At 60.5% G+C, this 17242-nt stretch carries 19 protein-coding genes; 10 read left to right on the forward strand and 9 right to left on the reverse strand.

Annotation, left to right across the window (positions count from 1 at the left end):
* Positions 1–40: 40 nt before the first annotated feature.
* Genes urtB through urtE form a run of 4 tightly spaced genes read left to right on the forward strand, consistent with a single transcriptional unit; the run spans position 41 to position 4208 of the window.
* The gene (gene urtB, locus JK621_RS05765) at positions 41–1621 is read left to right on the forward strand and encodes an urea ABC transporter permease subunit UrtB (RefSeq protein WP_212558982.1); all 1581 of its coding nucleotides are present in this window, start codon (positions 41–43) and stop codon (positions 1619–1621) included.
* On the forward strand, positions 1621–2697 hold the full coding sequence (gene urtC / locus JK621_RS05770; protein ID WP_212558983.1) for an urea ABC transporter permease subunit UrtC: 1077 nt from the start codon (positions 1621–1623) through the stop codon (positions 2695–2697). Before urtB ends, urtC begins: the two co-directional genes overlap by 1 nt.
* Positions 2694–3500: an urea ABC transporter ATP-binding protein UrtD gene (urtD, locus tag JK621_RS05775; RefSeq protein ID WP_212558984.1), complete on the forward strand. Its 807-nt coding sequence runs from the start codon at positions 2694–2696 to the stop codon at positions 3498–3500. Before urtC ends, urtD begins: the two co-directional genes overlap by 4 nt.
* Positions 3501–3509: 9 nt before the next feature.
* Positions 3510–4208 (forward strand): urea ABC transporter ATP-binding subunit UrtE, encoded by a 699-nt coding sequence (urtE, locus tag JK621_RS05780; RefSeq protein ID WP_212558985.1) that lies wholly within the window; start codon positions 3510–3512, stop codon positions 4206–4208.
* A gap of 282 nt (positions 4209–4490) precedes the next feature.
* On the opposite strand, the gene JK621_RS05785 is transcribed toward urtE, so the two are convergent.
* Complete coding sequence (locus JK621_RS05785; protein WP_212558986.1) at positions 4491–4754, reverse strand: type II toxin-antitoxin system ParD family antitoxin; 264 nt, start codon at positions 4752–4754, stop codon at positions 4491–4493.
* Positions 4755–4895: 141 nt separating this feature from the next.
* Between JK621_RS05785 and JK621_RS05790 the strand changes: the two genes are divergently transcribed.
* Positions 4896–5408 carry a DUF2165 family protein gene (locus JK621_RS05790; RefSeq protein WP_212558987.1) on the forward strand — a complete coding sequence of 171 codons (513 nt, stop codon included), beginning with the start codon at positions 4896–4898 and terminating at the stop codon, positions 5406–5408.
* 169 nt (positions 5409–5577) lie between these two features.
* A complete protein-coding gene (acpA, locus tag JK621_RS05795) occupies positions 5578–7290 on the forward strand; it encodes an acid phosphatase (RefSeq protein ID WP_212558988.1) in 1713 nt (570 codons plus the stop codon).
* Between the two features lie 22 nt (positions 7291–7312).
* Here acpA and JK621_RS05800 read toward each other — a convergent pair whose 3' ends face one another.
* The 3 genes from JK621_RS05800 to JK621_RS05810 all read right to left on the reverse strand — a co-directional run bounded on the left by JK621_RS05800 (position 7313) and on the right by JK621_RS05810 (position 9955).
* Complete coding sequence (locus tag JK621_RS05800) at positions 7313–7825, reverse strand: GNAT family N-acetyltransferase (protein WP_212558989.1); 513 nt, start codon at positions 7823–7825, stop codon at positions 7313–7315.
* Between the two features lie 256 nt (positions 7826–8081).
* Positions 8082–9299, reverse strand: a complete 1218-nt coding sequence (locus JK621_RS05805) for an FAD-dependent oxidoreductase (RefSeq protein ID WP_212558990.1) — start codon at positions 9297–9299, stop codon at positions 8082–8084.
* 71 nt (positions 9300–9370) lie between these two features.
* On the reverse strand, positions 9371–9955 hold the full coding sequence (locus JK621_RS05810; protein ID WP_212558991.1) for a DUF4865 family protein: 585 nt from the start codon (positions 9953–9955) through the stop codon (positions 9371–9373).
* Positions 9956–10060: 105 nt separating this feature from the next.
* Between JK621_RS05810 and JK621_RS05815 the strand changes: the two genes are divergently transcribed.
* On the forward strand, positions 10061–10930 hold the full coding sequence (locus JK621_RS05815; protein WP_212558992.1) for a LysR substrate-binding domain-containing protein: 870 nt from the start codon (positions 10061–10063) through the stop codon (positions 10928–10930).
* Here the strand turns inward: JK621_RS05815 and sseA are convergent.
* Positions 10927–11772 carry a 3-mercaptopyruvate sulfurtransferase gene (sseA, locus tag JK621_RS05820; RefSeq protein WP_212558993.1) on the reverse strand — a complete coding sequence of 282 codons (846 nt, stop codon included), beginning with the start codon at positions 11770–11772 and terminating at the stop codon, positions 10927–10929. The two genes, JK621_RS05815 and sseA, sit on opposite strands and share 4 nt — an antisense overlap.
* A 103-nt stretch (positions 11773–11875) precedes the next feature.
* On the opposite strand from sseA, the gene JK621_RS05825 reads away from it, so the two are divergent.
* Positions 11876–12292 carry an NUDIX hydrolase gene (locus JK621_RS05825; RefSeq protein ID WP_212558994.1) on the forward strand — a complete coding sequence of 139 codons (417 nt, stop codon included), beginning with the start codon at positions 11876–11878 and terminating at the stop codon, positions 12290–12292.
* Here the strand turns inward: JK621_RS05825 and JK621_RS05830 are convergent.
* The 4 genes from JK621_RS05830 to JK621_RS05845 form a co-directional block, all read right to left on the reverse strand.
* Positions 12289–12789, reverse strand: coding sequence for a DUF523 domain-containing protein (locus JK621_RS05830; RefSeq protein ID WP_212558995.1), 501 nt, complete (start codon positions 12787–12789; stop codon positions 12289–12291). The genes JK621_RS05825 and JK621_RS05830 overlap by 4 nt on opposite strands.
* A 72-nt stretch (positions 12790–12861) precedes the next feature.
* Positions 12862–13536, reverse strand: a complete 675-nt coding sequence (locus tag JK621_RS05835; RefSeq protein ID WP_212560137.1) for an epimerase — start codon at positions 13534–13536, stop codon at positions 12862–12864.
* Complete coding sequence (locus JK621_RS05840) at positions 13536–14558, reverse strand: AraC family transcriptional regulator (RefSeq protein ID WP_212558996.1); 1023 nt, start codon at positions 14556–14558, stop codon at positions 13536–13538. The genes JK621_RS05835 and JK621_RS05840 overlap by 1 nt, the downstream gene beginning before the upstream one ends.
* Positions 14559–14640: 82 nt before the next feature.
* The gene (locus JK621_RS05845; RefSeq protein ID WP_212558997.1) at positions 14641–16095 is read right to left on the reverse strand and encodes a PLP-dependent aminotransferase family protein; all 1455 of its coding nucleotides are present in this window, start codon (positions 16093–16095) and stop codon (positions 14641–14643) included.
* Between the two features lie 176 nt (positions 16096–16271).
* Here JK621_RS05845 and JK621_RS05850 point away from each other — a divergent pair, with 176 nt between their 5' ends.
* Positions 16272–16460: a DUF1127 domain-containing protein gene (locus JK621_RS05850; protein ID WP_006324292.1), complete on the forward strand. Its 189-nt coding sequence runs from the start codon at positions 16272–16274 to the stop codon at positions 16458–16460.
* A 12-nt stretch (positions 16461–16472) separates the two neighbouring features.
* Positions 16473–17096 carry a glutathione S-transferase family protein gene (locus tag JK621_RS05855; protein ID WP_212558998.1) on the forward strand — a complete coding sequence of 208 codons (624 nt, stop codon included), beginning with the start codon at positions 16473–16475 and terminating at the stop codon, positions 17094–17096.
* Positions 17097–17242 lie beyond the last annotated feature (146 nt).

A 17242-nucleotide genomic window follows, 5' to 3' on the forward strand; every position in this document is an offset into this window, starting at 1 on the left:
GTCCGGGCATGCCGCCCGGCCCCTACAGAGGAGGCCGCTGATGCAATCCCCATTCTTGTTCCATTTCCGCGCCTGGTTATGGTTGCTGTGTTGTTTGCCGACGTTCGCGCAGGCGGGGCCGGCCGATGACTTTGCTGCGGCCAATCGTACGCAGCAGGCCAAATTGTTGCAGGCGTGGGCTGCCGCGCCGGAGGCTGCGCGCCTGCCGTTATTGCAGGGGCTGAAGCAGGAAAACGTGGTGATCGACGAGGCCAAACATGCCTTTATTCAGCAGGGCGACGCTTATCACCCGCTGGATGGCGCTGTCCTGCCGGTCGGCACGCCGAAAAAAGTGTGGTTGAACAACCGGCTGCGCATTCTGATCGCCAACGCACTGTCGGCGCATCGGCTGGTCAGCGACGATCCTGCAGTGCGTTTACAGGCGGCGCAGGCCCTGCAACGCGAGGCGCAAAGCGATCAGTTGCCGCTGCTGACCCAGCGGCTGGCGCAGGAAAAAAACGCCCAGGTGCATGATGCGCTGGGCATCGCATTGGCGAATCTGCAATTGGCCGACGCCAATCCACAGGTGCGCCTCAATGCCGTGCGGCTGCTGGGCAGCTCGGGTGCGCCGGAGACGCAGCCAAGGTTGCAGGCATTGACTGACGCCGCCCACGAGCCGGACGCCGCAGTGCGTGCCGAAGCCTTGAAAAGCCTGACCAGCGTGAAACACCGGTTGCTGATTGGCGATCTGATCGGCCAGGCGTTTACCGGCCTTTCGCTCGGCTCGATCCTGCTGCTGGCGGCGCTCGGGTTGGCGATTACCTATGGGTTGCTGGGGGTGATTAACATGGCGCACGGCGAAATGCTGATGCTGGGCGCCTACTCGGCCTACCTGGTTCAGGGGCTGTTTCAACAGTTTGCGCCGCAGTGGCTAGCGTTGTATCCGCTGGTGGCGCTGCCGGTGGCGTTCGCCATTACCGCCTGCATCGGCATGGCGCTGGAGCGCACGGTGATCCGCCACCTGTACGGCCGGCCGCTGGAAACCTTGCTGGCGACCTGGGGCATCAGCCTGGTGCTGATCCAGGGGGTGCGGGTGCTGTTCGGCGCGCAAAACCTGGAGGTCGCCAACCCGGCCTGGCTGTCGGGCGGCATTCAACTGCTGCCTAACCTGGTGCTGCCGTGGAACCGCATCGCGGTGATCGTGTTTGTGGTGCTGGTGCTGGCGCTCACCTGGTTGCTGCTGAACAAAACCCGGCTTGGCATGAACGTGCGCGCCGTGACGCAGAACCGTGCAATGGCCGCCTGTTGCGGCGTGCCCACCGGGCGTGTCGATATGCTGGCGTTCGGTCTGGGATCCGGCATCGCCGGGCTGGGCGGGGTGGCGCTGTCGCAACTGGGCAATGTGGGGCCGGAGCTGGGCCAGGGCTATATCATCGACTCGTTCCTGGTGGTGGTGCTCGGCGGCGTGGGGCAACTGGCAGGCACCGTGGTGGCGGCCTTTGGCCTCGGCATCGTCAACAAAATTCTTGAACCGCAGATTGGCGCCGTACTGGGTAAAATCCTGATCCTGGCGTTGATTGTTCTGTTTATTCAAAAACGTCCTCAGGGGCTGTTCGCCTTCAAGGGCAGGGTGATCGACTGATGAGCCAACCATTAACTCTCACCGGCGTGCAGAAGGCACCCCGGTTGGCGCTGGGCATCGGCGGGCTGGCGTTGCTGGCGCTGTTAATCATGCCGTTTCTCGCGCTGCTGCCGGCGGGCCACCCGTTGGCGATCTCCACCTATACCCTGACGCTGGCGGGCAAAATCCTGTGCTACGCCGTGGTGGCGGTGGCGCTTGATTTGGTGTGGGGCTATGCCGGGCTGCTGTCGCTGGGGCACGGGCTGTTTTTCGCTCTCGGCGGCTATGCGATGGGCATGTACCTGATGCGCCAGGCGGCGGGAGACGGCCTGCCGGCGTTCATGTCATTTCTGTCGTGGAGCGAGTTGCCCTGGTTCTGGAGCGGCACCCAGTATTTCGCCTGGGCGCTGTGCCTGATGATATTGGTGCCAGGTGTACTGGCCTTTGTCTTTGGCTACTTCGCTTTCCGTTCAAAAATCAAGGGCGTCTATTTCTCGATCATGACCCAGGCGCTGACTTATGCCGGTATGCTGCTGTTTTTCCGCAACGAAACCGGTTTTGGCGGCAACAACGGCTTCACCGGCTTCACCACGCTCTTGGGGTTCCCGATTACCGCCACCGGCACGCGGGTGGCGCTGTTTCTGGCGACGGTGCTGCTGCTGGTCGCCAGCCTGGCTATCGGCTTCGCTCTGGCGCGCAGCAAGTTCGGCCGGGTGCTGACCGCCGTTCGCGATGCGGAAAACCGCCTGACGTTCTGCGGTTACGATCCCAAAGGCTTCAAGCTGTTCGTCTGGACGTTGTCGGCGGTGCTGTGCGGGCTGGCCGGGGCGCTGTATGTGCCGCAGGTGGGCATTATCAACCCGGGCGAGATGTCGCCGACCAACTCGATCGAGGCCGCTATCTGGGTGGCGCTGGGCGGCCGCGGCACGCTGGTGGGCCCGCTGCTCGGCGCCGGTATCGTTAACGGCGCCAAGAGCTGGTTCACCGTGGCGATCCCGGAATACTGGCAATTCTTCCTTGGCCTGATGTTCATCATCGTCACGCTGTTCCTGCCGAAAGGGGTTATCGGCCTGCTGCGCAAGGGGAAACCGCAATGAATTCGCTGCAAATGACCGACGATCTGTTTACCCAGCCGCTGCCTGCCGACAGGCACCGCCAGCAAACCGACCCGGTGCTGGTGCTCGATAACATCAACGTCAGCTTCGACGGCTTTCGCGCGCTGAGCGATCTTTCATTGCAGATTGGCGTGGGTGAGCTGCGCTGCGTGATCGGGCCCAATGGCGCGGGCAAAACCACCTTGATGGATGTGATCACCGGCAAAACCCGGCCGGACAGCGGCAGCGTGTTTTACGATCAAACCGTCGATCTGACCGCGCTGGATCCGATGCAGATAGCCCAGGCCGGCATTGGCCGCAAGTTTCAAAAACCGACGGTGTTCGAAGCGCTGACGGTGTTCGAAAACCTGGAGATCGCGCAGAAAGCCCAGAAGTCGGTGTGGGCCTGCCTGCGCGCCAGGCTGAGCGGCGAACAGCGCGATCGTATCGATGAAATGCTGCAAACCCTGCGGCTAAGCCATGAACGGCACCGGCTTGCCGGGCTGCTGTCCCACGGGCAGAAGCAGTTTCTCGAGATCGGCATGCTGCTGGTGCAGGAGCCGCATTTGCTGCTGCTCGACGAGCCGGCGGCGGGCATGACCGATGCGGAAACCGAGTACACCGCCGAGCTGTTTCGCTCGCTGGCGGGCAAGCATTCGCTGATGGTGGTGGAGCACGACATGGGATTTGTCGAAACCATCGCCGACCACGTCACCGTGCTGCATCAGGGCCAGGTGCTGGCGGAAGGTTCACTGGCGCAAGTGCAGGCCAATGAGCAGGTGATCGACGTGTATCTGGGACGCTGAGGAGCCACCATGTTGCAAGTAAACGAACTGAATCAATACTACGGCGGCAGCCACATTCTGCGTGGCCTGTCGTTTGAGGCCAATATCGGCGAAGTGACCTGCCTGCTGGGGCGCAACGGCGTGGGCAAGACCACGCTGCTGAAATGCCTGATGGGGCTGATCCCGGCCAAGAGCGGCACCATCCATTGGCAGGGCAGCGTGATCAACGGCAGAAAACCGCATCAGCGGGTGCAGGCGGGCATTGCCTATGTGCCGCAGGGGCGGGAGATCTTTCCACGCCTGACGGTGGAGGAGAATCTGCTGATGGGATTGGCGCGCTTTTCCGGCGCCGAAGCACGCAGCGTGCCGGAGAACATCTATGAGTTGTTCCCGGTACTGCGGCAGATGAAGGATCGGCGCGGCGGCGATCTCTCCGGCGGGCAGCAACAGCAATTGGCGATTGGCCGCGCATTGGCCTGCCGGCCGCAGTTGTTGATCCTCGATGAGCCGACGGAGGGGATCCAGCCTTCGGTGATCAAAGAGATTGGCGCGGTGATCAAACAGCTGGCGGCGCGCGGCGACATGGCGATCCTGCTGGTGGAGCAATTCTATGACTTCGCCGCCGAGCTGGCGGACAGCTATCTGGTGATGTCGCGCGGCAGCATCGTACAGCGCGGCGCAGGTAGCGCGATGGAGCTGGATGGGGTGCGCGGGCTGGTGGCGATCTAAGCGTTGGGGCTATTCAATAAATTGCGTACTGGTTGGGTCTCGGGAGTGATGCAATATCCTGATGATTCTCACCCAATGAATGTTTTGACGAAAATAAATGATGTGTTCAGCGACTGGCAGAGCGCATAGGTCTTGTGCAATCGAGGCCATGTGTCTGCCAAGCTGAAAATGACTGAGATTATTGAATATGGCTCAGATAGTCTTCGGCGGCCTGTAATCCATACCGTTCCAAGCCATAGAAATAAATACCTTCCATATCATCCAGCGCTTTTGGGTGGACGGTTATTTTTCTGTGCATCCTTTTACTTTGCTCCGTATTCTTTCCATGAACACATCACGATCCCATTCTACGGCATCACCGCTATTTTCACCTTCGGCGATCAAGCGGCGTAGCTCTTCCAGCTTCGATGCTGCCGTACGTTCACGCAGGGTACGTACCGATTCGCGGATGACTTCGCTGGGGGTGCGGTAGTCGCCGCTAGCTACAAGGCCTTCGACAAAACTACGCAGCTCTTCACCCAGATCTACCGTTAGTGTTCTGCCCATTGTGAGCCTCCGTCAAGGGTGTCTACTGTTGTAAGATTAATTCTTACAATATGTTCGTTAAGATACTCCAGGAAGTTACCGACTGTAAACCGCAGTCATCTCGGGGAATCGGACATACACATAAAATAATTAAGGATAATTATGAACGAAATCACTGTGTCACGCCTGTCTTGCATCGTCCTGTCACTGTTCCCGGCCCTGTGGGGCATCTTCAGCCTGCTGAACAATACGGCAGATTTTGCCGGCACCGCTCGCCATGCCGTCGCGCCGCTGCTCAGTATGCAGGATACCTATCAGGTGCCTGGGCTGATGTGGCGGGCTATCACCGTTGAATGGGCGGGGCAGGTTGGGCTGGCGATGATCACTGCGCTGGAGTCTGCGGCCGGTATCACCGCCGCCTTTGGCATTGTGCTGATGGTGAAGAATCTGGGCCACCCTTATGCGGCGTTTGCCAAAGGCAAAGCCTGGGCGATGCTGGGCGCGCTTTGCGCGATCGCGGTGTGGGGCCTCGGTTTTATGGTGGTGGCCGGCGACTGGTTTATGGCCTGGCAGGCCAGGGACAACCCGCTGGCGGTGCAGTTGGGCGCGCTGCTGTATATGTTGCCTAACGCGCTGGCGTTGATGCTGTTGATGATGCAACGGGACGCCCGCTAGCCGGCAGCCAGGCGGGAGAGCGATTAAACTGCGGCAATCCTCGCGAAATTGTTGCCAAATGCTAACCTGCCGCCCGCTGTCACATTTCGTTCATAACTGTGCCCTAGCATAATGTCTCTTAAATAAATTTATAACAAATCAACAGGTTAAAATTTCAGAGGGAAGGCACATGAGCGATAAACCGCATAACGATCTGCCGCCGTCCGCGGGCGACAACGAGCAACAACCCGCTAACCCGGCGCGCCGCCGTTTTCTGGCGGGGGCGACGGCGTTGGGCGTCGGCGCCACCCTTGCGCCGCTGGCCAATGCTGCCGGTGAAGGCAATAAGAAACTGTTGTTGAGCGGCCTGCCGGAAGGTGCGCAAAACCCGCTGTTGCGTCGCCATGTGAAAAACGTGGTGGTGATCTACGCCGAGAACCGCAGCTTCAATAACCTGTTCGCCAATTTCCCCGGCGTGGAAAAACCGCTGTCGGCGCTCAAGCCCGAAGAATACCAGCAGCGTGACCGCGACGATCGGTTGCTGGAGACGCTGCCGCCAATCTGGAAAGGGCTGGTGCCGAAGGCGCAGGAAGTCGGGCACGTTAATTACAGCATTGGCGAGGATGCGGTATTCACCAATCAACTGCCGAATCAGCCGTTTGTCTTGACCGGGCCGCAAGGGGAGAACCTGCCGCACGGCGTGGTGACGCGTGACCTGTGGCACGTGTTCTATCAAAACCAGATGCAGATCAACGGCGGCAAAAACGACAAGTTTGTCGCCTGGGCGGATTCCGGCGCGCTGACCATGGGCTACTACGGTGACGGCGCCTATAACCTGCGGCTGTGGACGTTGGCGCAGGAATTCACCCTGTGCGATAACTTTTTCCAGGGCGCCTTTGGCGGCTCCTTCCTCAATCATCAGTATCTGATCTGCGCCCGTCCGCCGTTTTACCCCGACGTACAAAACTCCATCGCCAAAGAGGGCATTGCCCAGCTTGAAAGCGATGACGCGGCCGACCCACGCCTGAAGCCGCTGGGCGATTCGCCGGTCAGCGCCTCGTTCGGCATCCCGCTGTTTGGCAAAAGCCTGCTGACGCCGGACGGTTATGCGGTAAACACCATGGCGCCGCCGTACTGGCCGTCGTGGACCCGGGATGAAAAGGACCCTACGCTGGCGGATGCCACTCAGCCCAATGTATTGCTGCCGCAAAAGCACCTGCACATCGGCGACTTGCTTAATCAGAAGGGCGTCGACTGGGCGTGGTACGCCGGCGGCTGGCAGTATGCGCTGGACAACCGCAAGGATCAGGGGGATTTTCCCGGCGCGCCGGACTTCCAGTATCATCATCAGCCGTTCAATTACTTCGAAAACCTGGGGCCGGGCAACCCGCAGGCCCGCGAAGCCCATTTGCGCGACGGCGGCATTGGCGACTCGCCGGCCACCAACGCCTTTTTGGCGGCGGTAGAGGCAGGCACGCTGCCGCCGGTGACTTTCTACAAGCCGCAGGGCAACCTCAATATGCATGCCGGCTATTCCGATGTGGAAGCCGGCGATCGTCATATCGCCCATATCATCAACAGCCTGCGTAACGGCCCGCAGTGGAGCAACAGCGTGGTGGTGATCACCTTCGACGAAAACGGTGGCTGGTGGGATCACGTTGCGCCGCCGCAGGGCGATCGTTGGGGACCGGGATCGCGCATTCCGGCGTTGGTCGTCTCGCCGTTCGCCCGTAAAGGCTATGTCGATCACAAGGTCTACGATACTGGCTCGATCCTGCGCTTGATCAGCCGGGTATTCGATCTGCCGACGCTGGAAGGATTGGTCGAACGCGATAAAGCGATGACGGCACGTGGCCAAAAACCGCTGGGGGATTTGACCGACGCGCTGGAGTTTCCGGCCTGATAGGGCGGGGCAAGCGCTGTGATTACAGCGCTTTGTTCATATACCAGATGCCGATGGAACCTTGTGCGCTGGTGTAGCAGGTTTCGCCGCAGATCTTCAGCCCCTGACGTTGGTAAAAGCCTTGAGCGCGGGTGTTGCGTTGCAGCACCTCCAGCCACAGCATGGGTTGTTGCCGTTCAACAGCCCGTTGCTGTACCTGCTCAAAGAAACGCTGACCATAACCCCGGCCGGCGTATTCCGGCAGAAAATAGATTTTCTGCAGTTCGGCACCGGTGGTTTGCGTCGGCGCCAGCAGGCTGTTGAAATTCAGCCGCGCATAACCCACCAGATCCTCGCCTTCATAGCCCAGCAGCCAGCAAATGTCCGGATCCTGCAGCGTTTTTTCTAACGCCTCAACCGCAAAATCCTGCGCCAAAAAAGCGTCCAATTCCTCTTTATAGTGCCAAAGTTCGCCGAAGTGCGCCTGATAGGTACGAATGCCGACATCGCGAACCAGCAACAAATCGCCGATCAAAGCCTGGCGGATAGTGAACATAGGGGGCCTCATTGTGGGTTATGGCCAGAATACTGGCGATAGGTTGAGCGAAAACGCATTATCTATTGTGGGGGAAACCCCGCCTGTAACGAAGAGAAAAGTGGTGATACATCTCCTGCAACTGGCGGATCAAATGGGGATTACCCTCCTGGAAGAGGGTTGATTTAACGCAGACTTGGCACAGCCTGCCGTATCTGTAGAGTCATGCATTCTGTCGTCCATTTTCGTCAAGTTTTCCAGCCCGCAATATAGTGATTCACCCGTCAAGATGCTTCGGCGTTTCCCGACGAAACCCCAGCCCGATAATGCGGCCGAACAGGCGTGGCAGCCAGCGGCTGTTGCCGACGCGGGTCATCAGGCTGGCACCGCCGCCGGCACGGCGTTTTTTCGGCCTGCGTTGGCTCATGGTGATCTGCAGGAATTGGGTGGCCTTGGTGGGGAAATTGCGCCGGCGCTGTACCTGCCGCAGGTGTTTGAGTTGCAGGCTGTGGCTGCGCAGCGGAGGAATGATGCTGTTGGCGGTGGCGACCGCATCCTGAATCGCCAGATTCACCCCGACGCCGCCAATCGGCGACATGGCGTGTGCGGCGTCGCCGATGCACAGCACGCCGGGTTTGGCCCAACTGTCGAGCCTGTCGATGCGAATGCTCAACAGCTTTACCTGTTGCCAGCTTTGGATATCCTGCAGGCGATCGTCCTGAAACGGCGCCACTTCGGCGATGCGCAGTAAAAACTTCTCCAGGCCGTGTTGCTCAATCGCCGCGAAACTGCCTTTATCGATAGAGTATCCGCACTGCCAATATTCGCCCCGGTCGATCATGATGAAGTTCTGCTTCGGGCCGGTGTGGCCCATCGACCAGGCCGGATCGCCGGGTTTTTTATCAAGCTTCAGCCACAGCACATCGCGCGGCGAGCCGAATGCACGGCTGCTGAGCGCCGCCTGTTCGCGCACCACCGAGTTGCGCCCGTCGCTACCGACCACCAACCGGCAGCGCACGCGGATCGGGCCTTCGGGCGTATCCGCCAGCACGCCGCACACCTGACCGCGATCGTAGAGCAACTGGTGCGCCTGCGCCGATTTGATCAGCGTGAATTCAGGAAAGGCCGCCGCCTTTTCTGCCAAAAAGTTGAGAAACTCCCACTGCGGCATGAACGCGATAAATTTGCAGCGCGTCGGCAGCCGGGTGAAGTCTGCCAGCGTGATATCGCGTCCGGCGATCTCGGCCTGCAGCGTTTCTGCGCGTTGGTGCGGCAACGCCAGCAGCTCATCGAGCAGGCCAAGCTGATGCATGATTTCCAGCGTGGAAGGGTGAAGGGTATCGCCGCGAAAATCGCGCAGGAAATCGGCGTGTTTCTCCAGCACGGTGACGTTAATCCCCGCTCGCGCCAGCAGGTAGCCGAGCATCAGCCCGGCGGGGCCACCGCCGACGATGCAGCAAGAGGTGGCGTAAGGTGTGACAGGCGACTGTGGCATAGCGGTTGGCCCTGACGATCGGCATCCTGCGGAGCCTGGTTGAATGACTTATTTGATAATGATTATCAATATCAAGTCTGGCTGTCAACCCGCGGTGCTGTGTGGTCAAAGGGGGCGGAAAGGTGGCCAACCCGGTAGCATTGGGTGCCGGGTTCCGGCGCCGGCGGCAGTTCCCGCCACAGATGCAGCTTCACCAACTGCCAGGCGGCGGGATCAAAGGCCACTATGCTGGCCACGGCATTGCTGCCCAGGGCGACGGGGTCGGCCTGCTGCTGCCGGCGCAACGCGGCCAGATCGCTGTAAGGCGCAATCGGCAGCGTTTGGCGCGTGGCACAGGTGGCTTCGGCGAGCCTTTGGCGGTCAAAATGCGTCAGCCAGGGTAGCCAATGGGTCACCTGCGGCCAGCCAAAGGCCTGGCTTACGCCCCTGAAGCCGTCGCCGGTCAGAAAATCGCTCATGCCGGCACTGCTGTTCCACAGGTAAAACGGCGCATAGAGATTTTCGCCGCTGTGTTCACCCTTCTGCGCATAGAGATAGGCTTTAATCAATAACTGCGGACAGTTATCCAGCAGGTGACCAAAACGGCCGATGCGGTCGCGGATAATCGCCATATCGTAATCGGCTGGCAGGGGGAAGTTGTATTGCATGGCAAGCATGATGATTCTCCTGAAAGGCATTGACCCGGCGAGCATGACACGCCATCTTTATCAGTAAAATCGGCATTATTTTGATTAATGGTTCTTAAAAACGGGATGGTCAGCATGGGGCGAGTCACTTTCGATCTCGACGATCTGCGCAGTTACGTTACCGGCATTGAGTTGGGCAGTTTCGCCAGGGCGGCGGAGCGGCTGGGGCGATCGACCTCGGCGGTTAGCGCGCACCTGAAAAAACTGGAGCAGCAGATCGGTGCGCCGATCTTGCGAAAATCCGGGCGCGGTATGGTGATGACCGAGGCGGGCGAAACGCTGCTGGGCTACGCCCGCCGGCTGTTGGAACTGAACGACGAGGCTGCCGCTGCGGTGCGCGGGCTGGATTTACAAGGAACCGTGCGGCTTGGGCTGCAGGAAGACTTCGGTGAAACCTTTTTGCCCCAGGTGCTGGGCAGTTTTACCCGCGCCCATCCGAAGGTGCGCATAGAGGCACGCATCGCGCGCAATGCGGAACTGATCGACTGGGTGCTGAAAGGGCAGCTGGATTTGTCGCTGGCGTGGGACGGCGGCATCAGCACGCCGTTTAAGCAGGATTTGGGCCATCGCATGATGCACTGGATCGCCTCGCCGAATTTCGATCTGAGCCAATGGCAGGGCGGTGATGAACCCTTGCCGCTGGTGATGTTCGACGCCCCCTGCCTGATGCGCAGTGCGGCGACCAACGCGCTGGATCGCGCCGGTATCGCGTGGCGCATCGCCTTCACCAGCCGCAGCCTGAACGGCGTGTGGGCGGCGGTCAGCGCCGGGCTGGGGGTCACGGTACGCACCGATGCCGGGTTGCCTTCGGGACTGCTCCGCCTGGCTCCCGGTGCCTTGCCGGCGCTTAGCCACATCGGCGTGGTGCTGCACCGGGCCGAAGAACACCCCTCTGCGGCTATTGAGCGGCTGGCGCAGATCGTGGCCGAACGGATCGACGGTTAGTCCTGTTCGATCGGCTGGTTGCCGCTCAGCGCACCCCATTCGGTCCAGGCGCCGTCATACAGCTTCACCTGCGGCGCGTCGAGCGACAGCAGGCCAAACGCCAGCACCGCGGCGGTGACGCCGGAGCCGCAGCTGGTGACGATCGGTCCGTTGATGTCCACCCCTTTATCGCTGAAGGTTTTCTTCAGCGCTTCCAGCGATTTGAAGCGGCCGTTTTCCAGCAGTTCGCCGTACGGAATATTGATGCTGCCGGGGATATGGCCGCGATGCAGCCCGGGGCGCGGCTCCGGCGCTTCGGCGTAAAAACGCGGCGCGGCGCGGGCGTCCAAAATCTGCACCTCCGTGTTCAGCGCCTGTTCCACCTGTTGCATATTCACTACCGCATCGGCGTTGAAGCGGGCGTTAAAGGTTTGCGGTTCAGGCTGTGCCGGGCCGGTTTCCAGTGCCTGGCCCAATGCGGTCCAGCCGTTCAGGCCTTCGTCCAGTACGTAAACCTGCTGCGCGCCAAAGTTGCGGAAGGTCCACCAGCCGCGCGGTGCGGAAAACTGATTGCCCTCGTCATAAAACACGATGGTGTGCGTATCCTTGATACCCAGCTTGCCCGCTGCCGCGCCGAATTCCGCCGCCGTCGGCAACATGTGCGGCAGGGCGGTGTTTTTGTCGGCTACGTCGTCGATATCAAAGTACACCGCGCCCGGTATATGGCCGCGTTCGAACTCGGCGAGCATATCCTTTTTCGGCACCTGGCCGACCGGGGACATCCTGACATCAACCACCACCAGATCTTCATCGTTGATATGCTGCGCAAGCCATTGTGGAGTAACCAGAAACGGAGAGTTCATCGCTATTGTTCGCCTGTTGTGAAAACGGATTTTCACTATACACCAGCAGGTGGGAGGATGAGGTAAGATGATTGGCGAACGGGGCGGATAATCATGAGGCGTAATGGACAACAACAGCTTCGGCGGCGCCAAAATCGCGCTGCTGTGCGGCGATAGCCTGCTGACCTATCGGCGCGATGACAAAATCGGCATCCCCTGGCCCGGCTGTTGGGATCTGCCCGGCGGCGGGCGCGAAGGCGATGAAACGCCGCTGCAATGCGTGCAACGGGAAACCTTCGAGGAGTTTGGCCTGCGCATTGCCGCCCGGCAGGTGAGCCTGCAACAGCGTTATGACGGCATTCTGGCCGGCTATCCGCCCACCTGGTTTATGGTGGGCGAAATCACGCCGGCGCAAATTGCCGCCATCCGCTTTGGCGATGAGGGGCAATGCTGGCAGATGATGGCCATCGACCGTTTTATTACCCATCCACAGGGCATTTCTCACCTGCAGCAGCGGCTGGCGGCGTATCTGCGCCGCTAGGTCCGTTCCGTGGCCTCAACCCGGGCGACCAGCGCCGCGAGCTGGCGATCGGAAAACACTTCAATGCCATGCCGGCGCAGCAATGCGGCGGTAACGCCGCTGCCGGGTTTGGTCTGGCCGCTGAAAGAACCGTCATAGATAAACTGGCTGCCGCAGGACGGGCTGCCGTCGGTGAGCAGCGCAAAGCGGCAGCCGTGCCGCCGTGCGGTTTCCAGCGCCAGATGGGCGCCAAGCAGATAGCTGTCGGTGACGTCGCCGCCTCCGGCCTCCATCACCTGCGCCTGCTGGGCGAGGACGGTGGCGCCATTGGCGGCCGGGGTAATTTCTGCGCTGGGGCGCGGGGTGGAAAAACCGGCGGCCAGTTCCGGGCAGCAAACCACCAGGCGGCCTTCGCGCTGCCAGCGTTGCAGGGTCGCGTTGATCAGCGGTTTGTCGGAGCCGTTATAACGAACTTTAAAACCGGCCAGGCAGGCGCTGAATAAAATCTTTTGCGGCATGATAGCTGTCTTCTGTCACGGGGGCGAAAGCGCGGGCAAACGGCCCGCGCGCGCGGCGTTAACATAGCAGAATCATACTGCCGATGGCAGCGCCAACCGGTTAATTTCTGCCGGTTCGACGATGAGCAGCGGTGTCGCGCGTCGCGCAACCGCCAGCATCGCCAGCCCGATCCTTTCGGTGGTGGTGACCTGATTGGGGAACAGCCGCAAGGCACCCAGCCACAGCGGTTTAAACAGCGTATACAGCAAATGATAAGCACGGGTTTTGGAACGGATGCCGTGTAACGGCACAATAGCGCCGGGGCGGAACATCACCGCATGGAACGGCAGCGCCAGCAGGGCGTTTTCGGTCGCCCCCTTGACCCTGGCCCACATGCTGCGGCCCTGTTCGCTGCTGTCGGTACCGACGCCGGAAACGTAGATAAACGTCATGGCCGGGTTCAGCCGCGCCAGCGGACGGGCGGCGGCCAGCGTCAGATCGTAGGTCACCGCGCGATAGTCGGCTTCGCTCATGCCGAAGGACGAAACGCCGAGGCAAAACAAACAGGCGTCGTAGCCGGCGAACTGCGGCTCCAGCGCCGACAGGTCGTTGAGCGCGGGCGTCGTCAACTGCCTGAGTTTGGCGTGGCTTTGCGCCAGCGGGCTGCGGCCGACGCTGAGCACGTCTGTGACCTGCGGGTCGAGCAGGCATTCGCGCAACGCGCCCTGGCCGACCATACCGCTGGCACCGAAGATTATCACTTTCATCATCTGTTCTCCTGACGGGCGGCCATGCGCCGGCTGCGCCAACGGTTCGGCGTCTGTGATTCCCACTGCATAAAGGCGCGGCTGAACGAATTCAACTCTTCAAATCCCAGCACGAAGGCAATTTCACCCGGCTCCAGATCGGTGTCTGACAGCAGGTGGCAGGCAGTGCGGTGGCGGGTTTTGTCCAGCAACTGCTGATAGCTGTAGCCCTGTTGTTGCAGCCGTCGTTGCAGGGTACGCGGGCTGACGTACAGTTCGGCGGCCACGCTGTTCACGCTGGGCCGTTGCCCGCGCATGCTGCGAGCGAGGATCGCCATGACCTGGGCGGGCAGGTTGTCATCCTGCTGCGCCCTGGCAAGTTCGGCTTCCAGGCCAGGCAGCAAAACGGCCAGCCTGTCCTGGTTATAGGTAATCAGCGGCTGCTTCATCAGCGCGCGGTCGAACACCAGCACGTCCAGCGGCGCGTTGAAATGGATCGGGCAGGAAAAATAGCGCAGCAGCGGGGAAGCGGGATCATGGCGGCGCGTCAGCTCGATAGCCCGGGGTTGGATCGCCATGCCGGTGCCACGGCGGCACAGGGTCGTGATGTAGGCAAACATGGTGTCAATCAGCAGATCGGGGGCGTGGCCTTCGGCCATAAGCCAGCGGGTATGCAGCCGCACGCCGTTGCCGTCTTCCGTCAGCATCAGTTCCTCCGGACACACCAGCCGCTTATAGCGGGCCACCTTCTGCAAGGCTTCCCCCAAGGTGGCGGAATGCAGCGCCGCGACCGAGGCGATATCGTAGTGCTCCGGGGCCACCTCACCGCCGAGGCGTAAACCGAATGCGGCGTCATGGGTCAGCCTGGCGAGCGCACGCCAGACTTCAAAATACTGGTGGGTGGAAAGCCTGGCTTTTTCGCGTCCGTCGCTGAGCAACCCGCTGGGAAGACCGGCCAGTTGGCCAACCTGTTCAATATCCACCCCCAGCGCCGCGAAGCGAACCGCCAGCGCGCCGGAAACCGGAATTTGATCGCTGCTCATGATGATTCCTTTGGCTGCCTGTGAAGAAAGGCTCCAGTGTAAAAGGTTAGGGCAGGCGCGGATAATCCGATTGCGACAAGCTTTACTCCCGCTGCGCCAGGGCGCTTTCGATGTCGGCTACCGGCGCCAACAGCAGACTTTGGATGGTTTTGCCGACCCGGCTAATCGCCTGTTCAATCTCTGGCGTCAGTTTCGGCGCATAGTTGATGCGCAGGCAGTTACGGTATTTGCCTGAGGCGGAAAAAATGCTGCCGACGGCAATCTGCACGCCCTGTTGCTCCAGATAGCGGTTCAGCCGCAGGGTATCGAATTCGTCGTCCAGCTCAATCCACAGCATAAAACCGCCGCGCGGCTGGCTGACACGGGTGCCGGGCGGGAAGTATTTCATGATCCAACCGGTCATCCGATCGCGGTTTTGCTGATAGCGGGTACGCATGCGCCGCAGATGCTGCAGGTAGTGGCCGTGGCGGATAAAGTCGGCAATCGCCAATTGCGGTTGGGTGGCGGTGGAGCCGGTGCCGATATATTTCATGTGCAGCACGCGCTCCAGGTAACGGCCGGGGGCAATCCAGCCGATGCGCAGGCCGGGCGCCAGCGTTTTGGAGAAGGAGCTGCACAGCAGCACGCGGCCATCGTCGTCGAAGGATTTAATGGTGCGCGGCCGCGGATACTGGTAGGCGATGTCGCCGTAGACGTCATCTTCGATGATCGCCACATCATGGCGCTGCGCCAGCGTCAGCAACCGTTGCTTGCGCGCCTCGGGCATGATGTAGCCCAGCGGATTATTGCAGTTGGGCGTCAGCAGAATCGCCTTGATCGGCCACTGGTCCAGCGCCATTTCCAGCGCTTCCAGGCTGATGCCGGTCAGCGGATCGGTCGGGACTTCCAGCGCTTTCATGCCCAGCCCTTTCAGCGTTTGCATGGTGCCGTGAAAACAGGGAGAGTCCACCGCCACAATATCCCCCGTCTGGCACACGGCGCGCAGCCCGGCGGACAACGCCTCATGGCAACCTGTGGTGATCACCAACTGGTCGGCGCTTATCTGGCAGCCGGAATCGAGCAGCAGACGAGCGATTTGCTCACGCAAGCCGATCACGCCCTGAATATTGTCGTAATACAGGCTGCGCAGATCGCCGTGGCGGCCCATATGCCCCAGTGCCTTCACCAGCGGTTTCAGCGTCGGCTCGCTGATATCCGGCATGCCACGCCCCAACTGCACCAAATCTTCACGCGGTTTGGTGCGGATCAGTTCCAGCACCTGCTCCCATTGCGAAATGTCCACCGGCCGCTGCACCGGGCGGGTAACGGCAGGCAGCTCGGCCAAGGTGCGCAGCCCCCGCACGAAGTAGCCCGATTTCGGCCGCGCTTCCACCAGGTGGCTCTCTTCCAGCAGGCGGTAAGCCTGTTGCACCGTGCTGATGCTGACGCCGTGTTCCTGGCTCAACGTGCGTACCGACGGCAGGCGTTCGCCGGTGGGATAAAGCCCCTGTTCGATGCGTTGGCTAAGGATGGCGGCCAGCGTGGCGTAGCGTGTCATACAGATACCCAAAATGAGAGTGAGTGGGAAAATAACCGGCACAGATGGGATTAAATTAAACCATTCAGATATGCAGAGACAGCTTTTGTATGGAAAAAATACCGCCGTCTTGAATCTGTACCGTTTTACCCCCGCGCCGCATCATGAACGCCGAGGCTAAACCGAAGGAGAAGGCAATGATGACCCTGTTTGCAGATGGCGCGCCGGCGAGGAGCCGGTTACTCTTTTTCCGCTGGCGTTTGTACCTGCAACGCCACCGTACGCGTAAATCGCTGTTGCTGCTGGACGACGCGCAGTTGGCGGATGTCGGTCTGACGCGCGCCGATGCGCGGCGGGAAGGGCGTAAACCTTTTTGGTTGGAATAATAAGGAAACGGCATGCTGAAATTATTGGGTAAGGCGTCATCTATTAACGTGCGCAAGGTGCTGTGGACCTGTCATGAACTGGATGTGGCATTGCAGCGGGAGGATTGGGGCAGCGGTTTTCGTTCCACCCAGGAACCGGCGTTTTTGGCGCTTAACCCCAACGGACTGGTGCCGGTACTGATCGACGGCGAGCGGGTGCTGTGGGAATCCAATACGATTTGCCGCTACCTGGCGGGCCGTGAAGGGCGCCAGGATCTGCTGCCGCTGGAGCCGGGCGCGCGGGCCGGGGTCGAGATGTGGATGGACTGGCAGGCTACCGATCTGAACAATGCCTGGCGCTATGTTTTCATGTCGCGGGTGCGTCAGGATGCCGCTTATCAGGATCAGGCCCGCTTGGCGGACGCCGAAAGGGAGTGGAACCGGCTGATGGGCATACTGGAGCAGCACCTGGCGCAGGGGCAGGCTTATATGGCCGGTGCGGCTTTTAGTCTGGCGGACGTGGTGATCGGGCTGTCGTTGAACCGCTGGTTGATGACGCCGTTCTCGCGCCCGGATTACCCGCAGCTGAATGCGTATCTGCAGCGGCTTAAACAGCGGCCGGGGTTCTTGCTGTATGGCGCCAACGGTTTGCCGTGATATGAAATAAAATATCCATTTTATTCGTGCGCTCTTCAGCGCCGGGTGCAGCGTATCGCGATCGTCGCGCCGTTGCATCATGGTCTGCAGGGTTTCATGAACGGCATCACGGATATGAGTTTTATTTTTCCTTCGGCTTGTTATTG

Source organism: Serratia plymuthica, assembly GCF_018336935.1.
Lineage (GTDB): Bacteria > Pseudomonadota > Gammaproteobacteria > Enterobacterales > Enterobacteriaceae > Serratia > Serratia plymuthica_B.

Coding starts and splice junctions, on each gene's coding strand:
- JK621_RS05855 (WP_212558998.1), top strand. CDS start 16,473: ATGCTGAAATTATTGGGTAAGGCGTCATCTATTAACGTGCGCAAGGTG.
- JK621_RS05800 (WP_212558989.1), bottom strand. CDS start 7,825: ATGTTCACTATCCGCCAGGCTTTGATCGGCGATTTGTTGCTGGTTCGC.
- JK621_RS05815 (WP_212558992.1), top strand. CDS start 10,061: ATGGGGCGAGTCACTTTCGATCTCGACGATCTGCGCAGTTACGTTACC.
- JK621_RS05810 (WP_212558991.1), bottom strand. CDS start 9,955: ATGCTTGCCATGCAATACAACTTCCCCCTGCCAGCCGATTACGATATG.
- urtB (WP_212558982.1), top strand. CDS start 41: ATGCAATCCCCATTCTTGTTCCATTTCCGCGCCTGGTTATGGTTGCTG.
- JK621_RS05785 (WP_212558986.1), bottom strand. CDS start 4,754: ATGGGCAGAACACTAACGGTAGATCTGGGTGAAGAGCTGCGTAGTTTT.
- acpA (WP_212558988.1), top strand. CDS start 5,578: ATGAGCGATAAACCGCATAACGATCTGCCGCCGTCCGCGGGCGACAAC.
- JK621_RS05835 (WP_212560137.1), bottom strand. CDS start 13,536: ATGAAAGTGATAATCTTCGGTGCCAGCGGTATGGTCGGCCAGGGCGCG.
- urtD (WP_212558984.1), top strand. CDS start 2,694: ATGAATTCGCTGCAAATGACCGACGATCTGTTTACCCAGCCGCTGCCT.
- JK621_RS05825 (WP_212558994.1), top strand. CDS start 11,876: ATGGACAACAACAGCTTCGGCGGCGCCAAAATCGCGCTGCTGTGCGGC.
- JK621_RS05850 (WP_006324292.1), top strand. CDS start 16,272: ATGATGACCCTGTTTGCAGATGGCGCGCCGGCGAGGAGCCGGTTACTC.
- urtE (WP_212558985.1), top strand. CDS start 3,510: ATGTTGCAAGTAAACGAACTGAATCAATACTACGGCGGCAGCCACATT.
- JK621_RS05790 (WP_212558987.1), top strand. CDS start 4,896: ATGAACGAAATCACTGTGTCACGCCTGTCTTGCATCGTCCTGTCACTG.
- JK621_RS05845 (WP_212558997.1), bottom strand. CDS start 16,095: ATGACACGCTACGCCACGCTGGCCGCCATCCTTAGCCAACGCATCGAA.
- JK621_RS05805 (WP_212558990.1), bottom strand. CDS start 9,299: ATGCCACAGTCGCCTGTCACACCTTACGCCACCTCTTGCTGCATCGTC.
- JK621_RS05830 (WP_212558995.1), bottom strand. CDS start 12,789: ATGCCGCAAAAGATTTTATTCAGCGCCTGCCTGGCCGGTTTTAAAGTT.
- JK621_RS05840 (WP_212558996.1), bottom strand. CDS start 14,558: ATGAGCAGCGATCAAATTCCGGTTTCCGGCGCGCTGGCGGTTCGCTTC.
- sseA (WP_212558993.1), bottom strand. CDS start 11,772: ATGAACTCTCCGTTTCTGGTTACTCCACAATGGCTTGCGCAGCATATC.
- urtC (WP_212558983.1), top strand. CDS start 1,621: ATGAGCCAACCATTAACTCTCACCGGCGTGCAGAAGGCACCCCGGTTG.